The organism is Ruegeria sp. YTSA219, assembly GCF_059609985.1.
Genome location: NZ_JBXWMT010000007.1, coordinates 161,475 through 174,637 on the forward strand (window position 1 = coordinate 161,475; position 13,163 = coordinate 174,637).

General features: G+C 58.8%; 11 protein-coding genes and 1 pseudogene. 2 read left to right on the forward strand and 10 right to left on the reverse strand.

Annotation, left to right across the window (positions count from 1 at the left end):
* Positions 1 to 9: 9 nt before the first annotated feature.
* From uxuA to AC2FFB_RS12055, 4 genes are read right to left on the reverse strand one after another with little or no spacing between them, the layout of a single operon-like run.
* Entirely contained in the window at positions 10 to 1,191 is a 1,182-nt protein-coding gene (gene uxuA / locus AC2FFB_RS12040) for a mannonate dehydratase (protein WP_496874946.1), read from the reverse strand.
* The gene (locus AC2FFB_RS12045; protein WP_496874947.1) at positions 1,188 to 2,240 is read right to left on the reverse strand and encodes a Gfo/Idh/MocA family protein; all 1,053 of its coding nucleotides are present in this window, start codon (positions 2,238 to 2,240) and stop codon (positions 1,188 to 1,190) included. The genes uxuA and AC2FFB_RS12045 overlap by 4 nt, the downstream gene beginning before the upstream one ends.
* A complete protein-coding gene (locus AC2FFB_RS12050; RefSeq protein WP_496874948.1) occupies positions 2,237 to 3,238 on the reverse strand; it encodes a Gfo/Idh/MocA family protein in 1,002 nt (333 codons plus the stop codon). Before AC2FFB_RS12050 ends, AC2FFB_RS12045 begins: the two co-directional genes overlap by 4 nt.
* On the reverse strand, positions 3,235 to 4,251 hold the full coding sequence (locus AC2FFB_RS12055) for a Gfo/Idh/MocA family protein (RefSeq protein WP_496713118.1): 1,017 nt from the start codon (positions 4,249 to 4,251) through the stop codon (positions 3,235 to 3,237). Before AC2FFB_RS12055 ends, AC2FFB_RS12050 begins: the two co-directional genes overlap by 4 nt.
* A 123-nt stretch (positions 4,252 to 4,374) precedes the next feature.
* Here AC2FFB_RS12055 and uxaC point away from each other — a divergent pair, with 123 nt between their 5' ends.
* Entirely contained in the window at positions 4,375 to 5,718 is a 1,344-nt protein-coding gene (uxaC, locus tag AC2FFB_RS12060; RefSeq protein WP_496713171.1) for a glucuronate isomerase, read from the forward strand.
* Positions 5,719 to 6,915, forward strand: a complete 1,197-nt coding sequence (locus AC2FFB_RS12065; protein WP_496713119.1) for a mannitol dehydrogenase family protein — start codon at positions 5,719 to 5,721, stop codon at positions 6,913 to 6,915.
* Here the strand turns inward: AC2FFB_RS12065 and AC2FFB_RS12070 are convergent.
* The 6 genes and pseudogenes from AC2FFB_RS12070 to AC2FFB_RS12095 form a co-directional block, all read right to left on the reverse strand.
* Entirely contained in the window at positions 6,902 to 7,765 is an 864-nt protein-coding gene (locus AC2FFB_RS12070; RefSeq protein ID WP_496713121.1) for a sugar kinase, read from the reverse strand. The two genes, AC2FFB_RS12065 and AC2FFB_RS12070, sit on opposite strands and share 14 nt — an antisense overlap.
* On the reverse strand, positions 7,762 to 8,643 hold the full coding sequence (locus AC2FFB_RS12075; protein WP_496874949.1) for a DMT family transporter: 882 nt from the start codon (positions 8,641 to 8,643) through the stop codon (positions 7,762 to 7,764). The genes AC2FFB_RS12070 and AC2FFB_RS12075 overlap by 4 nt, the downstream gene beginning before the upstream one ends.
* A gap of 3 nt (positions 8,644 to 8,646) precedes the next feature.
* Positions 8,647 to 9,576 (reverse strand): annotated as a pseudogene (locus AC2FFB_RS12080) (NAD(P)-dependent oxidoreductase); the annotation flags it as partial.
* 98 nt (positions 9,577 to 9,674) lie between these two features.
* Positions 9,675 to 10,679: a Gfo/Idh/MocA family protein gene (locus AC2FFB_RS12085; protein WP_496874950.1), complete on the reverse strand. Its 1,005-nt coding sequence runs from the start codon at positions 10,677 to 10,679 to the stop codon at positions 9,675 to 9,677.
* Entirely contained in the window at positions 10,676 to 12,178 is a 1,503-nt protein-coding gene (locus AC2FFB_RS12090) for a UxaA family hydrolase (protein ID WP_142634774.1), read from the reverse strand. Before AC2FFB_RS12090 ends, AC2FFB_RS12085 begins: the two co-directional genes overlap by 4 nt.
* Before the next feature lie 24 nt (positions 12,179 to 12,202).
* A complete protein-coding gene (locus AC2FFB_RS12095) occupies positions 12,203 to 13,153 on the reverse strand; it encodes a phytanoyl-CoA dioxygenase family protein (protein ID WP_142634772.1) in 951 nt (316 codons plus the stop codon).
* Positions 13,154 to 13,163 lie beyond the last annotated feature (10 nt).

The following is a 13,163-nucleotide window of genomic DNA, read 5'->3' on the forward strand; positions in this document are numbered from 1 at the left end:
TCAGACGTGTCAGGAAAACGCCGTCATGATGCCGCGCAGCTCCGCCAGCCCGCGCATTCGTCCGATCAGCGGATAGCCGGGAGTGCTGTGTCCGCCCAGATCGCTCAGCAGCTCTTGTCCGTGGTCGGGTCGCATCGGAATTTGCCAGTCACTACGTCCTTGAGATTTGCGGCGGCGTTGTTCGTTCATCAGCTCGCGAATGGTTCCGACCATGTCGGTGTCGCCCTCCAGATGCGGAGCCTCATAGAAATCCGGCTTCTGGCTGTCCGACCCCGCGATGCGTCGGGTATTCCGAAGATGGACAAAGTGAATCCGGCCGCCATGCCGGCGCACGAAGTCCGGCCCATCGAATTCGGAGGAAACACCAAGCGATCCGGTACACAAGGTTGCGCCGTTCGCGGGCATATCAACCGCATCCAGTACGGCGCCGTAGTCCTCGGTACTGGACATGACCCGCGGCAGACCGAGCAACGAGAAGGGTGGATCATCGGGATGACAGCACAAGCGCAAACCCAATTCTTGGGCGACCGGGGCGACTTCAGACAGGAAGTCGATGAGGTTTGCGCGCAGCCGGTCACGGTCTATCTCGGCATATGTCTGCAGCAAGCCGCGCACGTCCTCTACGCTCCACTGATCGTTGGCGCCGGGCAGCCCCGCGGTGACATTGTGCTGCAACTGGGCCTTGGAGACATCCGACATGCGCATGAAGCGATCCTTGGCCGCTTGGCGGACGTCGCCGGAATAGTCTTCGGACGCGCCCGGACGTTCGAGAATATGTATGTCAAAAACTGCGAAATCGGTCAGGTCGAACAGCATGGCCGTTCCGCCATGCGGCTGTGGGGCACGAAGGGCGGTGCGCGTCCAATCCAGGATCGGCATGAAGTTGTAGCAAACAACTTTGACGCCACGGACGGACAGGGCCCTGAGGCTGGACTTGTACACCTGCAGATGCTCGGCCATGTCTGCCGACTGCGTCTTGATCGCCTCCGATACGGGCAGGCTTTCGACAACGTCCCAACTGTACCCGGCCGCGGCCAGAACGGCCTGCCGGTCGGCGATGCTCTGTTCATCCCAAGGCTGTCCGGGCGGGATGTGATGCAGCGCGGTGACGATTCCCTGAACCCCGACCTGATGGAGATCGGCCAGGGCGATCGGATCCTCGGGTCCGAACCAACGCCAGCATTGTTTCATGGCAGCCATCCTTCATACAGCGGGTGATCGGGCCTGATGGGAAGGGCAACGCGCTGCCCGGTGCGCGCCGCGTGATAAATCGCCGTAACAAGGCCGATGGACGCAGCGCCATCCTTCAGCGTAACGGCCGAATTTGCCTCGGACCGCAGCGCTTTGCCGACTTCGGCAAAAAACCCTTCGAACCCCGTTGGCTCGGCAGCGGCGGCTGCAAGAGCCGCGTCGATAGCGGCTTGATCCGCCGGGTCCCGCGCGACGAATGACCAGGGCGTTTGACCCGGGGCATAGGGTTCGGTGCCAGAAGTGGCGGTCAGTTTTTCAAAGACGAACCGCAGGCGGGTTTCGTCCGTGGCAGCGCCCAGGGTGATATTGCTTGTGCACAAGGCTCCGGAAGCCATGCCAAAGCAGATTGCGGCACAGTCTTCGGTCTCGATCGGGTTGACCCGCGTTGTGGTCATTGCAGACACCCAGGCGATATCGCCCGCGATATGTGTCAGCAGATCATGGTTGTGGATGGCATGGCCCAGAACCGCGCCGCCGCGTTCACCGGCCCATGTTCCCCGCCACGGCACCGCGTAATAGTCCGCCCCTCGGGACCAATGGGTTTCAAGCGCGGCAGTTTGGACCGCTCCGGTCAGGCCTGCGCGTTGCAGGTGGCGCAGTTGGGCCAGTGATGGGCCCCACCGGTATTGAAAAACCGGAAACACATGCTTGCCCGCGTTGCGTGCGGCTGCCGTGATCCGATCCACATCCCGCATCGAGGTCGCAAGAGGCTTTTCGCAGACAACGTGTTTTCCTGCGGCCAGTGCCGAAAGGGTGGTCGGTACATGCAGATGGGGCGGTAGGCAGATGTCGATGACATCAATCGCCGGATCATCCAGCGCGTCCTGAATATTGGTCAGAGAGCGAAAATCCGAGTTCTGTCGAATCTGTTCTATCCGGTCCGTATTCTGGTCGACCATGGCGGCTACGCGGAAGTCGCGGTCAAGCCGTTCCAGTGCGCTCAGATGTTGCGCACCGATACCAGCGCCAAGGATCGCAACGTTGATCATCTGCGTTCCGCCATTTCCTGCGCACGTAGCGCCAGTTCCATGACCTTAAAGCAGTGGGTCTGCGTCATTGCAGTTTCGGTCCGGTTACGGATGTCATCGGCGAGGCGCGCAAAGTAGGGAAGGCCGTCGTCAGATGCGTCGATCTTTTGGCAGGTTTCACCATTCACGAGGATCAGATGGTCCGTCCCTGAGGCCCCACCCACATCAACATATTTTCGCAACTCGATATAGCCTTCGGTTCCTAGGATCGTCAGACGACCATCCCCCCAGTTCGGAAGGGCATCCGGCGTAAACCAGTCAACCCGGATATACCCGGTACCATTCTCGCTGCGCAGATTGAGCTCTCCGAAATCCTGCAACCCGGGATCCTTGGGGTTTGCGTAGTTCGCCACGTAAGCGTTTGTGATTTCCGCGGTTTCCGAACCTGTGTAATGCAAGAACTGATCGATCTGATGCGAGGCAATGTCGGTCAGAATTCCGCCATAGCGGTCACGCCTAAAAAACCACTCCGGCCGGGTTGCCCGGTTCAATCGGTGCGGGCCAAGTCCGACCGTCTGGACCACGCGCCCGATGGCACCGGCCTCGACCAACTCGGTGGCCCGGGTGCTGACGGGCGTTTCGAACCGTTCCGAGAAGTTCACCGACCAGATCCGACCGGTGTCCGCAACCGTTCGCTTGATCTGGTCGAGTTGCTCGAACGCCGTGCAGCCCGGCTTGTCGCTCATGACATCCATGCCGTTCTGCATAGCGCGAATCGTCAACGCTGCCCTATCTGCCGGAATTGCGGAAATCAGCGCTAGATCCGCCCCGCAGGTTAGGGCGTCTTCCAATCGGGCCAGCCGCGGAATATTGGGAAACCTTTTGACGTAGCCCGGCAGCGTTTCTGGATCGCCTTGTGTCCAGTAGCCGACGCAGTCCACGCCGATTTTACGCATGTTTTCCGTCATGCCATAGATATGGCGGTGGTCCAGACCAAGGGCGACGCAGGTCAGGCTCATGAGGCGACTCGTGTTTTCTGGCCGGTTCGATTGGCGATCTGCATCGCGTCTATGACGGCGTGAGTCAAAAGGGCACTGCGTCCGCTGGCCAGCGGCCTCGTTCCACCGGCGACGGCCTTGGCGAAATCCTCGATAACCGTCTGGTGCCATTCATGGGTGAACGCCATGGGATCGGCCCCTCCGCCTGTGGCGGACGTTTCGCCAACCGTGGATTTCCGACCATCGAAAGTGGTCAAGGTCAGGACACCTGAATCCAGATGCGCTTTGGCGCGCGTGCCCTGGATCGTGATAGATTCAGCGGCCCCAGGATATTCGGCAGTAGTTGCCATCAACGTTCCCACCGCGCCGTTATCCATTTCAAGGATTGCACCTGCCCAATCCTCGGCCTCAAGATCGTGTAACGGAGTTTTTCTCATCATGGCTTGAATGCCCGAGATCGGCCCCAGCAGCCACATCGCAAGGTCAAGCGTGTGGATTGCCTGCGAGATCATGACACCGCCTCCGTCGCGTGCGTAAGTGCCGCGACCCGGCTCGTCATAGTAGCTCTGATCACGCCACCAGGGGACACGGATCTCCACCGTGGCGATCGCGCCCAGCTCACCCTGTTCAATGGCTGATTTCAGCGCCTGCGAAGCGGCGCGGGCGCGGTGCTGAAAGACTATGCCCAGCGGAACACCAGACACCTCGCACTGCTCGACAATGGCCGTCGCGGCGTCCAGCGTTCTTTCGATGGGCTTTTCCATCAGGATCGGTTTCGAAGCGGTCGAAAGAACCCGCACCAACTCTGTGCGCTGATCAGGTGGGGTTGCGATGATCGCAAAGTCGACGTCTGGTTCGTTTGCGATTTCCTCGACCGAGCTGAACGCGCGGGTCTCGTTTCGCCGCGCGAACTCAGCTGCCTTGTCAGGATTGCGCCCGAGGACTCCGGCAATACTGAGGCCTTGATCCGATGCCCGAATGGCGGCGACATGCGTGCCAGAAACCATCCCCAAACCAATCAGCGCAATATTCATTCAGTCCCCCGGATCACCCGGTCAGTCTGCGGGTTCGAACGGGAAAGATGCAACCATTAAAAACTGTGTTAACAATTTCGGGCAGCAGTATCGGAGGCAGAATTGACCGGTAATTTGAATGGCATGGCAGAAGACCTGTACCTGGGCATCAGGGACCTGCCGATCGTATCTCCGCATGGTCACTGCGATCCGGGGTGGTTTGCAACCGATGCGCCGTTCCCCAACCCGGCAGAGCTGTTGGTGGTTCCCGACCATTACGTGTTCCGTATGCTCTATTCGCAGGGCGTTCCCTTGTCGGAACTCGGCGTTGGGGAAGAGGGGCGAAAGAAGGATCCTCGCGCCGTTTTCCGCACCTTTGCCGAACATTGGCATCTATTTCTGGGAACGCCTTCCCGGATCTGGATGAACTACGTGCTGCATGAAACGCTGGGCGTGTCTGAGGAGTTGTCTTCGCGTACGGCAGATCTGATCTACGACAAGATCGCGGAAAAGCTGGCGCAACCCGATTTTCGCCCGCGGGCTTTGTTCGACAGGTTCGGGATCGAGGTTCTGGCCACTACGGATTCGGCTCTCGACACTCTCACACAGCATCAGGAGATCCGTGCAAGCGGTTGGGGCGGGCGGGTTGTTCCGACGTTCCGCCCGGACGGGGTTTTGGATGGGGCGGACCCGGAGTTCGTACAGAACCTGAACAAGTTGGCCGAGCTGACAGGCTGCGATCTGGACAGCTATGATGGCTACCTCAACGCGCTGCGGATGCGGCGGGCTTATTTCATCCAGCTGGGCTGTACGGCCACCGACCACGGTATCGGACGTGTGCAGACCGAGTGGCTGGACGACCCGGATGCGCTGTACCAACGGCTGAGACGGCGGGAAGGTACAGAACAGGGCGCGCGCCGGTTCTATGGACATATGCTGATCGAAATGGCGCAGATGTCTATCGATGATGGTCTGACCATGCAGATACATGCTGGCAGCAAGCGCAACACGAACGACGCGGTAATGCGGGACTTCGGACGGGACAAGGGGGCCGACATTCCAATCGCGATGAATTGGGTCACGGGCCTTGAGGCGCTTTTGAACCGGGTCGGAAACTCGGCGGAATTGCGCATCATACTCTTCACATTGGACGAAAGCACCTATGCCCGTGAACTGGCGCCCATGGCGGGACATTGGCCGTGCCTTAGGATCGGGCCGCCTTGGTGGTTCCACGACAGCCCAGCCGGTATAGCGCGGTATTTCGATCAGATTGTTGAAACGTCCGGATATTACAATCTGGCCGGATTCAATGACGACACGCGGGCTTTTCTGTCCATTCCTGCACGGCACGACCTGTGGCGACGGGGAGTGGCGATTCATTTGGCCGATCAGGTTGCGCGCGGCTATTTCGGTCGGGATAGTGCTGAGCATCTTGCGCGGTTGCTGGCTGTCGATTTGGCGAAACAAGTTTACGGATTGCAAAGCTAGATGGGTACAATTCTTCACTTCGGCCTTGGAAACTTCGCCCGGGCGCATTTGCTGGACTACACGGATCAAGCTGGCGGATGGGACGTTGTCGGCGTCAGCCTGCGTTCATCCTCGGTTCGGGATGGATTGGCCCAACAAGGTTTCGAGTACGATTTGTGCGTACAGGGGCAGGGCGTCCGGCGCATCAAAGCTCTGCGTGACGTTCTGGTCGTGCCCAATGATCGCACAGAGATTTTCGATGTGATGGCGGATGCCGAGATCATCTCGGCGACCGTCACCGAGAAAGGTTACCATTTGGACGCCGCGGGCAATCTGAACCTTCAGGACCCAGCGATTGCCGCCGATCTGGCAGGGCAATGGCCTGTGACGCTGATCGGTTTTTTAGCTTATGGCCTTGCGGAACGGTGCAAGCCAGTAACGGTGCTAAGCTGTGACAATCGCATGGAAAACGGCAAAACGCTCGAAATGGCAGTTGCCGATTTTGCGAATGCAGCCGGCCTGGACGTGAATTGGAATGCCGTTCGCTTTCCAAACGCGATGGTCGACCGGATCACCCCGGCTACCACGGACGCCGTTCGCGCAATCAGCGGCGATCCTATGGCTGTTCCGACCGAGGCGTTTTCGGAGTGGATTATCGAAGACAGTTTCGCCGGTCCGCACCCGGATTGGCCGGGCGTGCAACTGGTCGATGACGTAGCCCCGCACGAGATGCGAAAGCTGCGCATGTTGAACGGTGCCCATTCCCTGTTGGCTTATGGCGGCTTGGAGCGAGGCCTGACCTACGTCCACGAAGCGGTTCGAGACCCGGTTTTGCGCCCGCTGGTTTCCGAGTTGATGAAGGATGCGGGCGCAACGCTGCCCGCAGCACTGCAAGTACAGGTTCCGGACTATGCCGAGGCTTTGTTGCGCCGCTTTGAAAACCTCGAGCTGGCGCACCGTCTGGACCAAATCGCGATGGATGGCAGCCAAAAGCTGCCGTATCGGTTTGTTCCCACACTCCGTGAGACCGGCTCTCAGGCGGTGATTGCAGGGATGCGGGCCTGGATCTCCTTTTGCATGTCCGAGACCGCCAAGGGCAGGACGCTGAACGATCCTTGCGCGTTGGAAATCGCCTCGGCTGTCAAACAGCCAGATCCGGTAGTGCCACTTTTGGACCTTGTTGGCGCTGAGGATCTCGCGTCACTTATCCGGGAATGATCGCGCCGCGGAACTGAACAACGGTGGACGCCAGATTGTGTCCGGCCATCAGGGCCTTGGCCTGCGATTTTCCTGTCAGCAAGGCAGCGAGGTAGCCACCGTTGAAACTGTCGCCCGCCGCTGTGGTATCCAGCACGTTTTTGGCAGGCTCATAGGTTTGGTCAATGTTCTGACCAATGGGCAGAGGGCCATCCTCTCCGCGTTTCAATGCACCGACACCGTGATGATCGGCAAAGCGTGCCGCCACTTGATCCGCGCTTTCCCCGAACAGTGCCATCTCGTCGTCGATGGATGGTAGGGCAATATCTGCACGCTGCCAAAGCCGTTGGTTGATTTGCCGGGCGTGTTCGACGCTGTCCCAGAGACGCGGACGAAAATTGCTGTCATAGACCAACCGAACTGAAGAGCCTTCTAGCCAGTCCAGAAGCGCAAGCCTCACCGAATGCGGAAGAATGGCTACGGAAATCCCTGACAAGTACAGCACGTCGTAACCGTTAAGTGGGCTGAAGTCGTGATCGGCAAATAGCTGACGGGCGGCCGCCTCGCTGCGCCAATAGGTAAAGCTGCGTTCACCGTCCGCAGATGTCGTGATTGCGTATAATCCCGGAGAGGCGTTCGGAATGATGCGGATGCCGGATGTCCCGATTCCATGACTGGCGATAAAGCCGGCGATGCGCCCTGAGAACGGGTCGTCGCCCAGACATGTCATATACTCCACCTGCAGATCAGGAGCGGCGCGGTGCATGTAGATGGCCGTGTTCAGCGTATCCCCCGCGACGCCCACATTTGCACCGGTTTCCAGCATGGACAATTCGATCATTGCTTCGCCGATGCAGGCAATTCGCGTCATTTCTTTTCTCTCTTCCAGATGATGAGACCGGCAGTCATGATTAGAGCAGCCCCTGCCAAAGTGAATGCGCCCGGTACCGTGTCAAAGAACAAATAGCCCCAAATCGCAACGTAGATCAGGAACGAATAGGTGAATGGCATCAACTGGTTCGCCGTTCCGAACCGATGCGCGTTCGTCAATAGTTGATGCCCGCACCAGCCAAAGACGCCAAGGCCGATCAGTACAATCAGGCTCCACGTGTTTTCTGGCTGGACCCAAAACCATATGGCGAACGGCAGCAGAACCACCGTCCCGGTAAGCCCAAGGTAGAATTGCATGGTGTCCACGGCAACAACCCCGGACAGCTTGCGCGTCATGATCGAGTACAAGGCCAAAGCGGTGGCATTGTAGACGATCAACAGCATGGTCGGATGAAAGGCTGAACCAAACGGCCGCACGACAACCAACACCCCCAGAAAGCCCAGGGTAATAGCCGCCCAACGCCATGGACCCACGCGTTCTTTCAAAACGAAGACGGACAGAAAACACACGATGACCGGGCTTGAGAACATGATTGCTGACACGACGGTCAGAGGCAAAAACCGCAGGGCATAAAAATTGAAAACGGTCGCCGAGATCAGCAGCAAGGCCCGGCTAATGACCTGCCATAGATGGTCGGTCTTGAACCTGCTGGCCTCAATCCCGCCCTTGGCGATCACGCCCACAGAGATCACAAAGTGCCCCGCATAGCGCATGAATGCCAACTGAAATGCCGGCACGCCCGCCAACGCCAACCACTTGGCCCCAAGATCCACCAGCGAAAAGAATAGCCACGCCGTCAACATCAGCATGATGCCAAGGCGCGGCAGGTCCGCAGTGGGGCTGGCGGTGACGGCCATCGATCAGGTGTTGAAACGCTTGACGTAGTAGTCAACCATCTGGCTGACCATGTCGTCCGCCTGACCGTGGTCGCGCGCGTCAATCAGCGCCGAAAGCGCGCCCTGCGACATCACGCTGGTAACGCCTGCCTCGTGTGCCATGCGGTCATAATACCCAAGGTCTTTTGCCGCGTTCTTGATGGCAAAGGCCAGCTGATTTGGGTCATCCTCGACGCCGTAGGCTTTGACGAAATCCATCATTCCGGAATACAGCGGCCCTGCGGCCATAACGTCATACACCTGCTTGCGGTCAACACCGGTAATATCTGCCATGGCAAAAGCTTCGGCCATTGCGTTCGCGACGGTCATTCCGAAGAAGTTGTTGATCAGCTTGATCGTGTGTCCGGACCCAACGGGGCCAAGGTAAAAAACGTTTTCGCCCAAGTCTTTCAGTGTCGGCTCGGCCTTGTCAAAGGCAGCCTTGTCGCCGGAAGTCATAATGTTGAGCTTGCCCTCTAGCGCGTGCGAAGGCGTACGGCCAAGCGGCGCATCAAGATAGCTTCCGCCGGCTGCGGCAACCTCCTCGGCCAAGGCGCGTGTGCTGCCTGGAAGCGAGGTGCCAAAGTCGATGACGATCGCCCCGGGTTTCAATCCCGAAATCACTCCATCTGCACCGCGCATACGGCCCTCGACCTGTTCGGAGGTACCCATGCACAGCATCACGATGTCACTGGCCTGAGCCAGCTCGTGGGCGTTTTCCATCTCGCGGGCGCCTCGGTCAATCGCGGCGTCCAGGTATGTGCGGTCGCGGTTTCCCAATACCGTGACCGAGTATCCTTGGTCCAACAGTCGGTTCACCATGGCTCCGCCCATTAGTCCCAAGCCGATAAACCCGATTGATGGTTTGCTCATTGGTTTCCCTTTCCGTAAATGTCTCTGGTTTTCATTCTTGTGTCTGGCGCGGGCGGTTTTGAAGTTCGGATGCTCATATTGCCCGGCGTGTAATCATAGGTTTTTGGGTGGCCCGGTTCTTCGCCGGGGCCGGATTTCCTTCAGGTCGGTGCCCGCGCTCGAGCTGACCGCGCTTTTAGCCCCTGTTCTATCCGTGATGTGACCTCGAGCGTCCGGGCCGCATCCTCGACGTCGATCAACGGTGAGGCGCCGTCGATCACGTCAAGGAAGTGATCCAACTGGGCCTCCAGCGGCTCGCGTTTCTGTTTCGGTGGTAGAAGTTGGTCTTTTTGGGCCGCAGTGCCCCAATCCTTACCACGCCACAGGGTCATGGAAGGAAAACTTACAGCGCCCTTGGTTCCAGTGATCCACATCATGTCCTGTCGGGTTGTGCCGATGTTCGGGTTTTCGCCGGTTCCGGCCTCAAACCCCCAAGGGCTGGGTGCGGTGTCGGCAAAGCTGATAGTGCCCGTTGCGCCGTTTTCGAACGCGATCGCGATAGCCCCGCTTTCTATCCGATCTGATACGCGGACCGACGCGCCAGGCAGGGCGACGACATCTGAGATTTCTCCGATCACAAAGCGCATGACATCGATATCATGCACCAGGTTGATCATGACTGGGCTGCCATCGAAAGTCCGCCAGTTCTGTTCAAAATAACTCTCGGGTTTGCGCATGGCCCACAGCAACGAGACGTTGATAACTTGTCCGATCGTACCTTGCGCGATCACCTCTTTCAGTTGCTGCAAGGTTGTGTGATAACGCCGATGGTGGCCTACAAGGCTGCGGACATTAGCCTGGCGAACAGCCGTCCTCAGGCGCAGGGCATCATCGACTGATGCGGCAACCGGCTTTTCGATTAGCATGTGCCAACCGCGGGATGCGGCCAGAATGCCATGTTCTGCATGCAGGCGGGTCGGCGTCGCAATGATGACGCCATCCACCGGGTCCTGCACCTCGTCCACACTAGCAAAACGCGGCACGTCTATCTTGATCGAGCCATCTGGATCGGCCAACCCGACCAACATACAGCCGGGATGCTCAATCACGGCGCGGACGTGGCGGATACCGATCAATCCACCGCCGGCTACAAGGATCCTTTTCACATCACCGCTCCGATTTGCCAGGGAACGAATTCGTAGTCACCCAAGCCCTGCGCCTCGGACTTGGTCCGCGCGCCCGAGGCGACTTGGAGCAGCCGTTGGTATATTTCCCGTCCTTTTTCTTCGACGCTGGTACCTTTGGTCAGAATGTCGCCCGCATCCACGTCCATGTCTTCGGGCATGCGCGCTGCCAACTCAGAGTTAGTAGCGATTTTCAGCGTGGGTGCCGGTTTGGACCCAAATGCAGAGCCGCGTCCCGTGGTGAAGCACACAAGGTTGCACCCGGCCGCGATCTGCCCGGTCACCGAGGCCGGGTCATATCCGGGGCTGTCCATGAAGGTGAAGCCTTTGGCGGTGATGGGTTCGGCGTATTTGAATACACCGGTCAAAGGGGTGGTTCCGCCCTTCGCCGCTGCCCCCAGCGATTTCTCAAGGATGGTCGTCAGACCGCCTTGCTTGTTGCCGGGGCTTGGGTTGTTGTCCATCGAACCGTGATTGCGAGCGGTATAGTCCTGCCACCAATCGATCAGTCCGATCAGTTTGTCCCCAGTTGCACGACCAAGGGCGCGGCGGGTTAAAAGGTGTTCGGCTCCATAGATTTCGGGCGTTTCCGCAAGGACTCCTGTGCCTCCTTGGGCAATCAACAGGTCGCAGGCATGTCCGAGCGCAGGGTTCGCGGTCACACCTGACCAAGCGTCCGATCCACCGCATTGCAGCGCAACCATCAGTTCGGACGCCGGGGCTTCGCTGCGCCGCGCTTCATTGGCAAGGGGCAGCATCTGGTTGATCTTGCTGATGCCCATTTCCACGGTCCGGCGCAATCCGGCGACGTTCTGGATGTTCATCGTATGGAAGGTGGGGCTCTGCTTCAGCCCATACGCGTCCAACAGCCAGTCGATCTGGTTCATCTCGCAGCCCAGACCGACCATCAGAACAGCAGCGTGGTTGGGATGTTTCGCAAACCCCCACATGACCCGTTGAAGAGCTTCGAAACCGTCGCCAGAGTCGGCCATTCCGCAGCCCGTTCCGTGGACAAAGGCAACCACGCCGTCGACGTTCGGAAACTCTGCCAGCTTGTCCGGTGTGAAGTGGTTGGCAATCATGCGGGCCGCAGTCGCCGAACAGTTCACGGTGGTCAGAACCGCGATGTAATTGCGCGTACCGAACCGACCGTTGTCCCGGTGGTAGCCCATGAACGTATCGACCGAGGTGGCGGGTTTCATGGGCCGGTGGTCCGTCGCAAACTCGTAGTCCACGCTGGTATTACGGAACTCGATATTGTGGGTGTGCACATGGTCGCCAGGTTCGATCCGTTGGGTGGCGTAACCGATAATCTGGGCGTATTTTCTGACCGGATCACCGGGTGCAAGCATACGCGTGGCGACCTTGTGTCCCGAGGGGATGCGCGCATTGGTCGAGACATCTTCGACCATACTACCGGCCTCCAGCGGCCGAGTTGCAACCACCACGCTATCCGTTCGATCTAAACGTACAAAAGTCATAATCAGCTTTCTTGGCGGCAGCAGCTAGGCGCAGAACGGCGAGTCCGATGTCCAACGGTGAATATCTATATGCGGCTGTCCGGACAGCCTTGCTCGTGCCGCTTCCCAGTTGGACTTGCAGACGCGCCAATCTCGCAGCTCGGTTTCGGGGTGCGATCTGGACCTCGCGATGAAGCTGGGGAAATGATCTCGACCGGTGGGTTGGCCTGTCGCACTGAAGCGGATGTCGAACGACCAGCGGAACCGGTCCGTTTCATTGACCAGCGAAGCATGTGGCGTCAGAGGGTGAAACAGGATGATCCCGCCTGCCTTGACAGGAAGGGGCACGGCTCGGTCTTCGTCAATGAACCCGTCGGCAATGCCTGTCTGTGTCCGCGCGCAATGCGGCAGGATGGATTGGTCTTGTGCCTTTGGCAGCACTTGCAAGCAGCCGTTTTCAACCGTTGCATCGTTGACGGCAATCCAAACCGTGACCATGTCGGTCTGGTCCGCATCCTCCAACGCAACCGCCCGGTCCTGATGCCAGTCCGTTGCGGTGATATGCGCGCGCACCTCGTCCTTGCACAGCTTAAGGGCAGGGGGCTTCAGCCGAACGTGCTGGATCGGATTGCTGACCAACTCTGGCCCGATCAACTGCTCGACAACGTCAAGCATGGGCTGGGCCGTCAGCAAGTCGAACACTGCGGGCCCAATATGTAACGGTGTGTCCGCCATGATCCGATCACCGGGCAGCGAGATGTCCAGCGGCTGGAAATAGTCGCAACCGGCCTGATAGGCGGACAGAAGTTTGTCCCAGAAGGTCATTCTCGACGGCTCGTTCTTGACCAGCCCTTTGTTGTACCAACCGTCATAGAGCCGGTTCAGGACATCCGAGTATTCGGCCTGTACCCGATCCAGGACATCGCCGGGAATTACATCCTCGACCACGAGGTATCCGTCCGTCCGGAACTTGCCAATCTGATCTTGTGTCAGCATGGGTGCAACC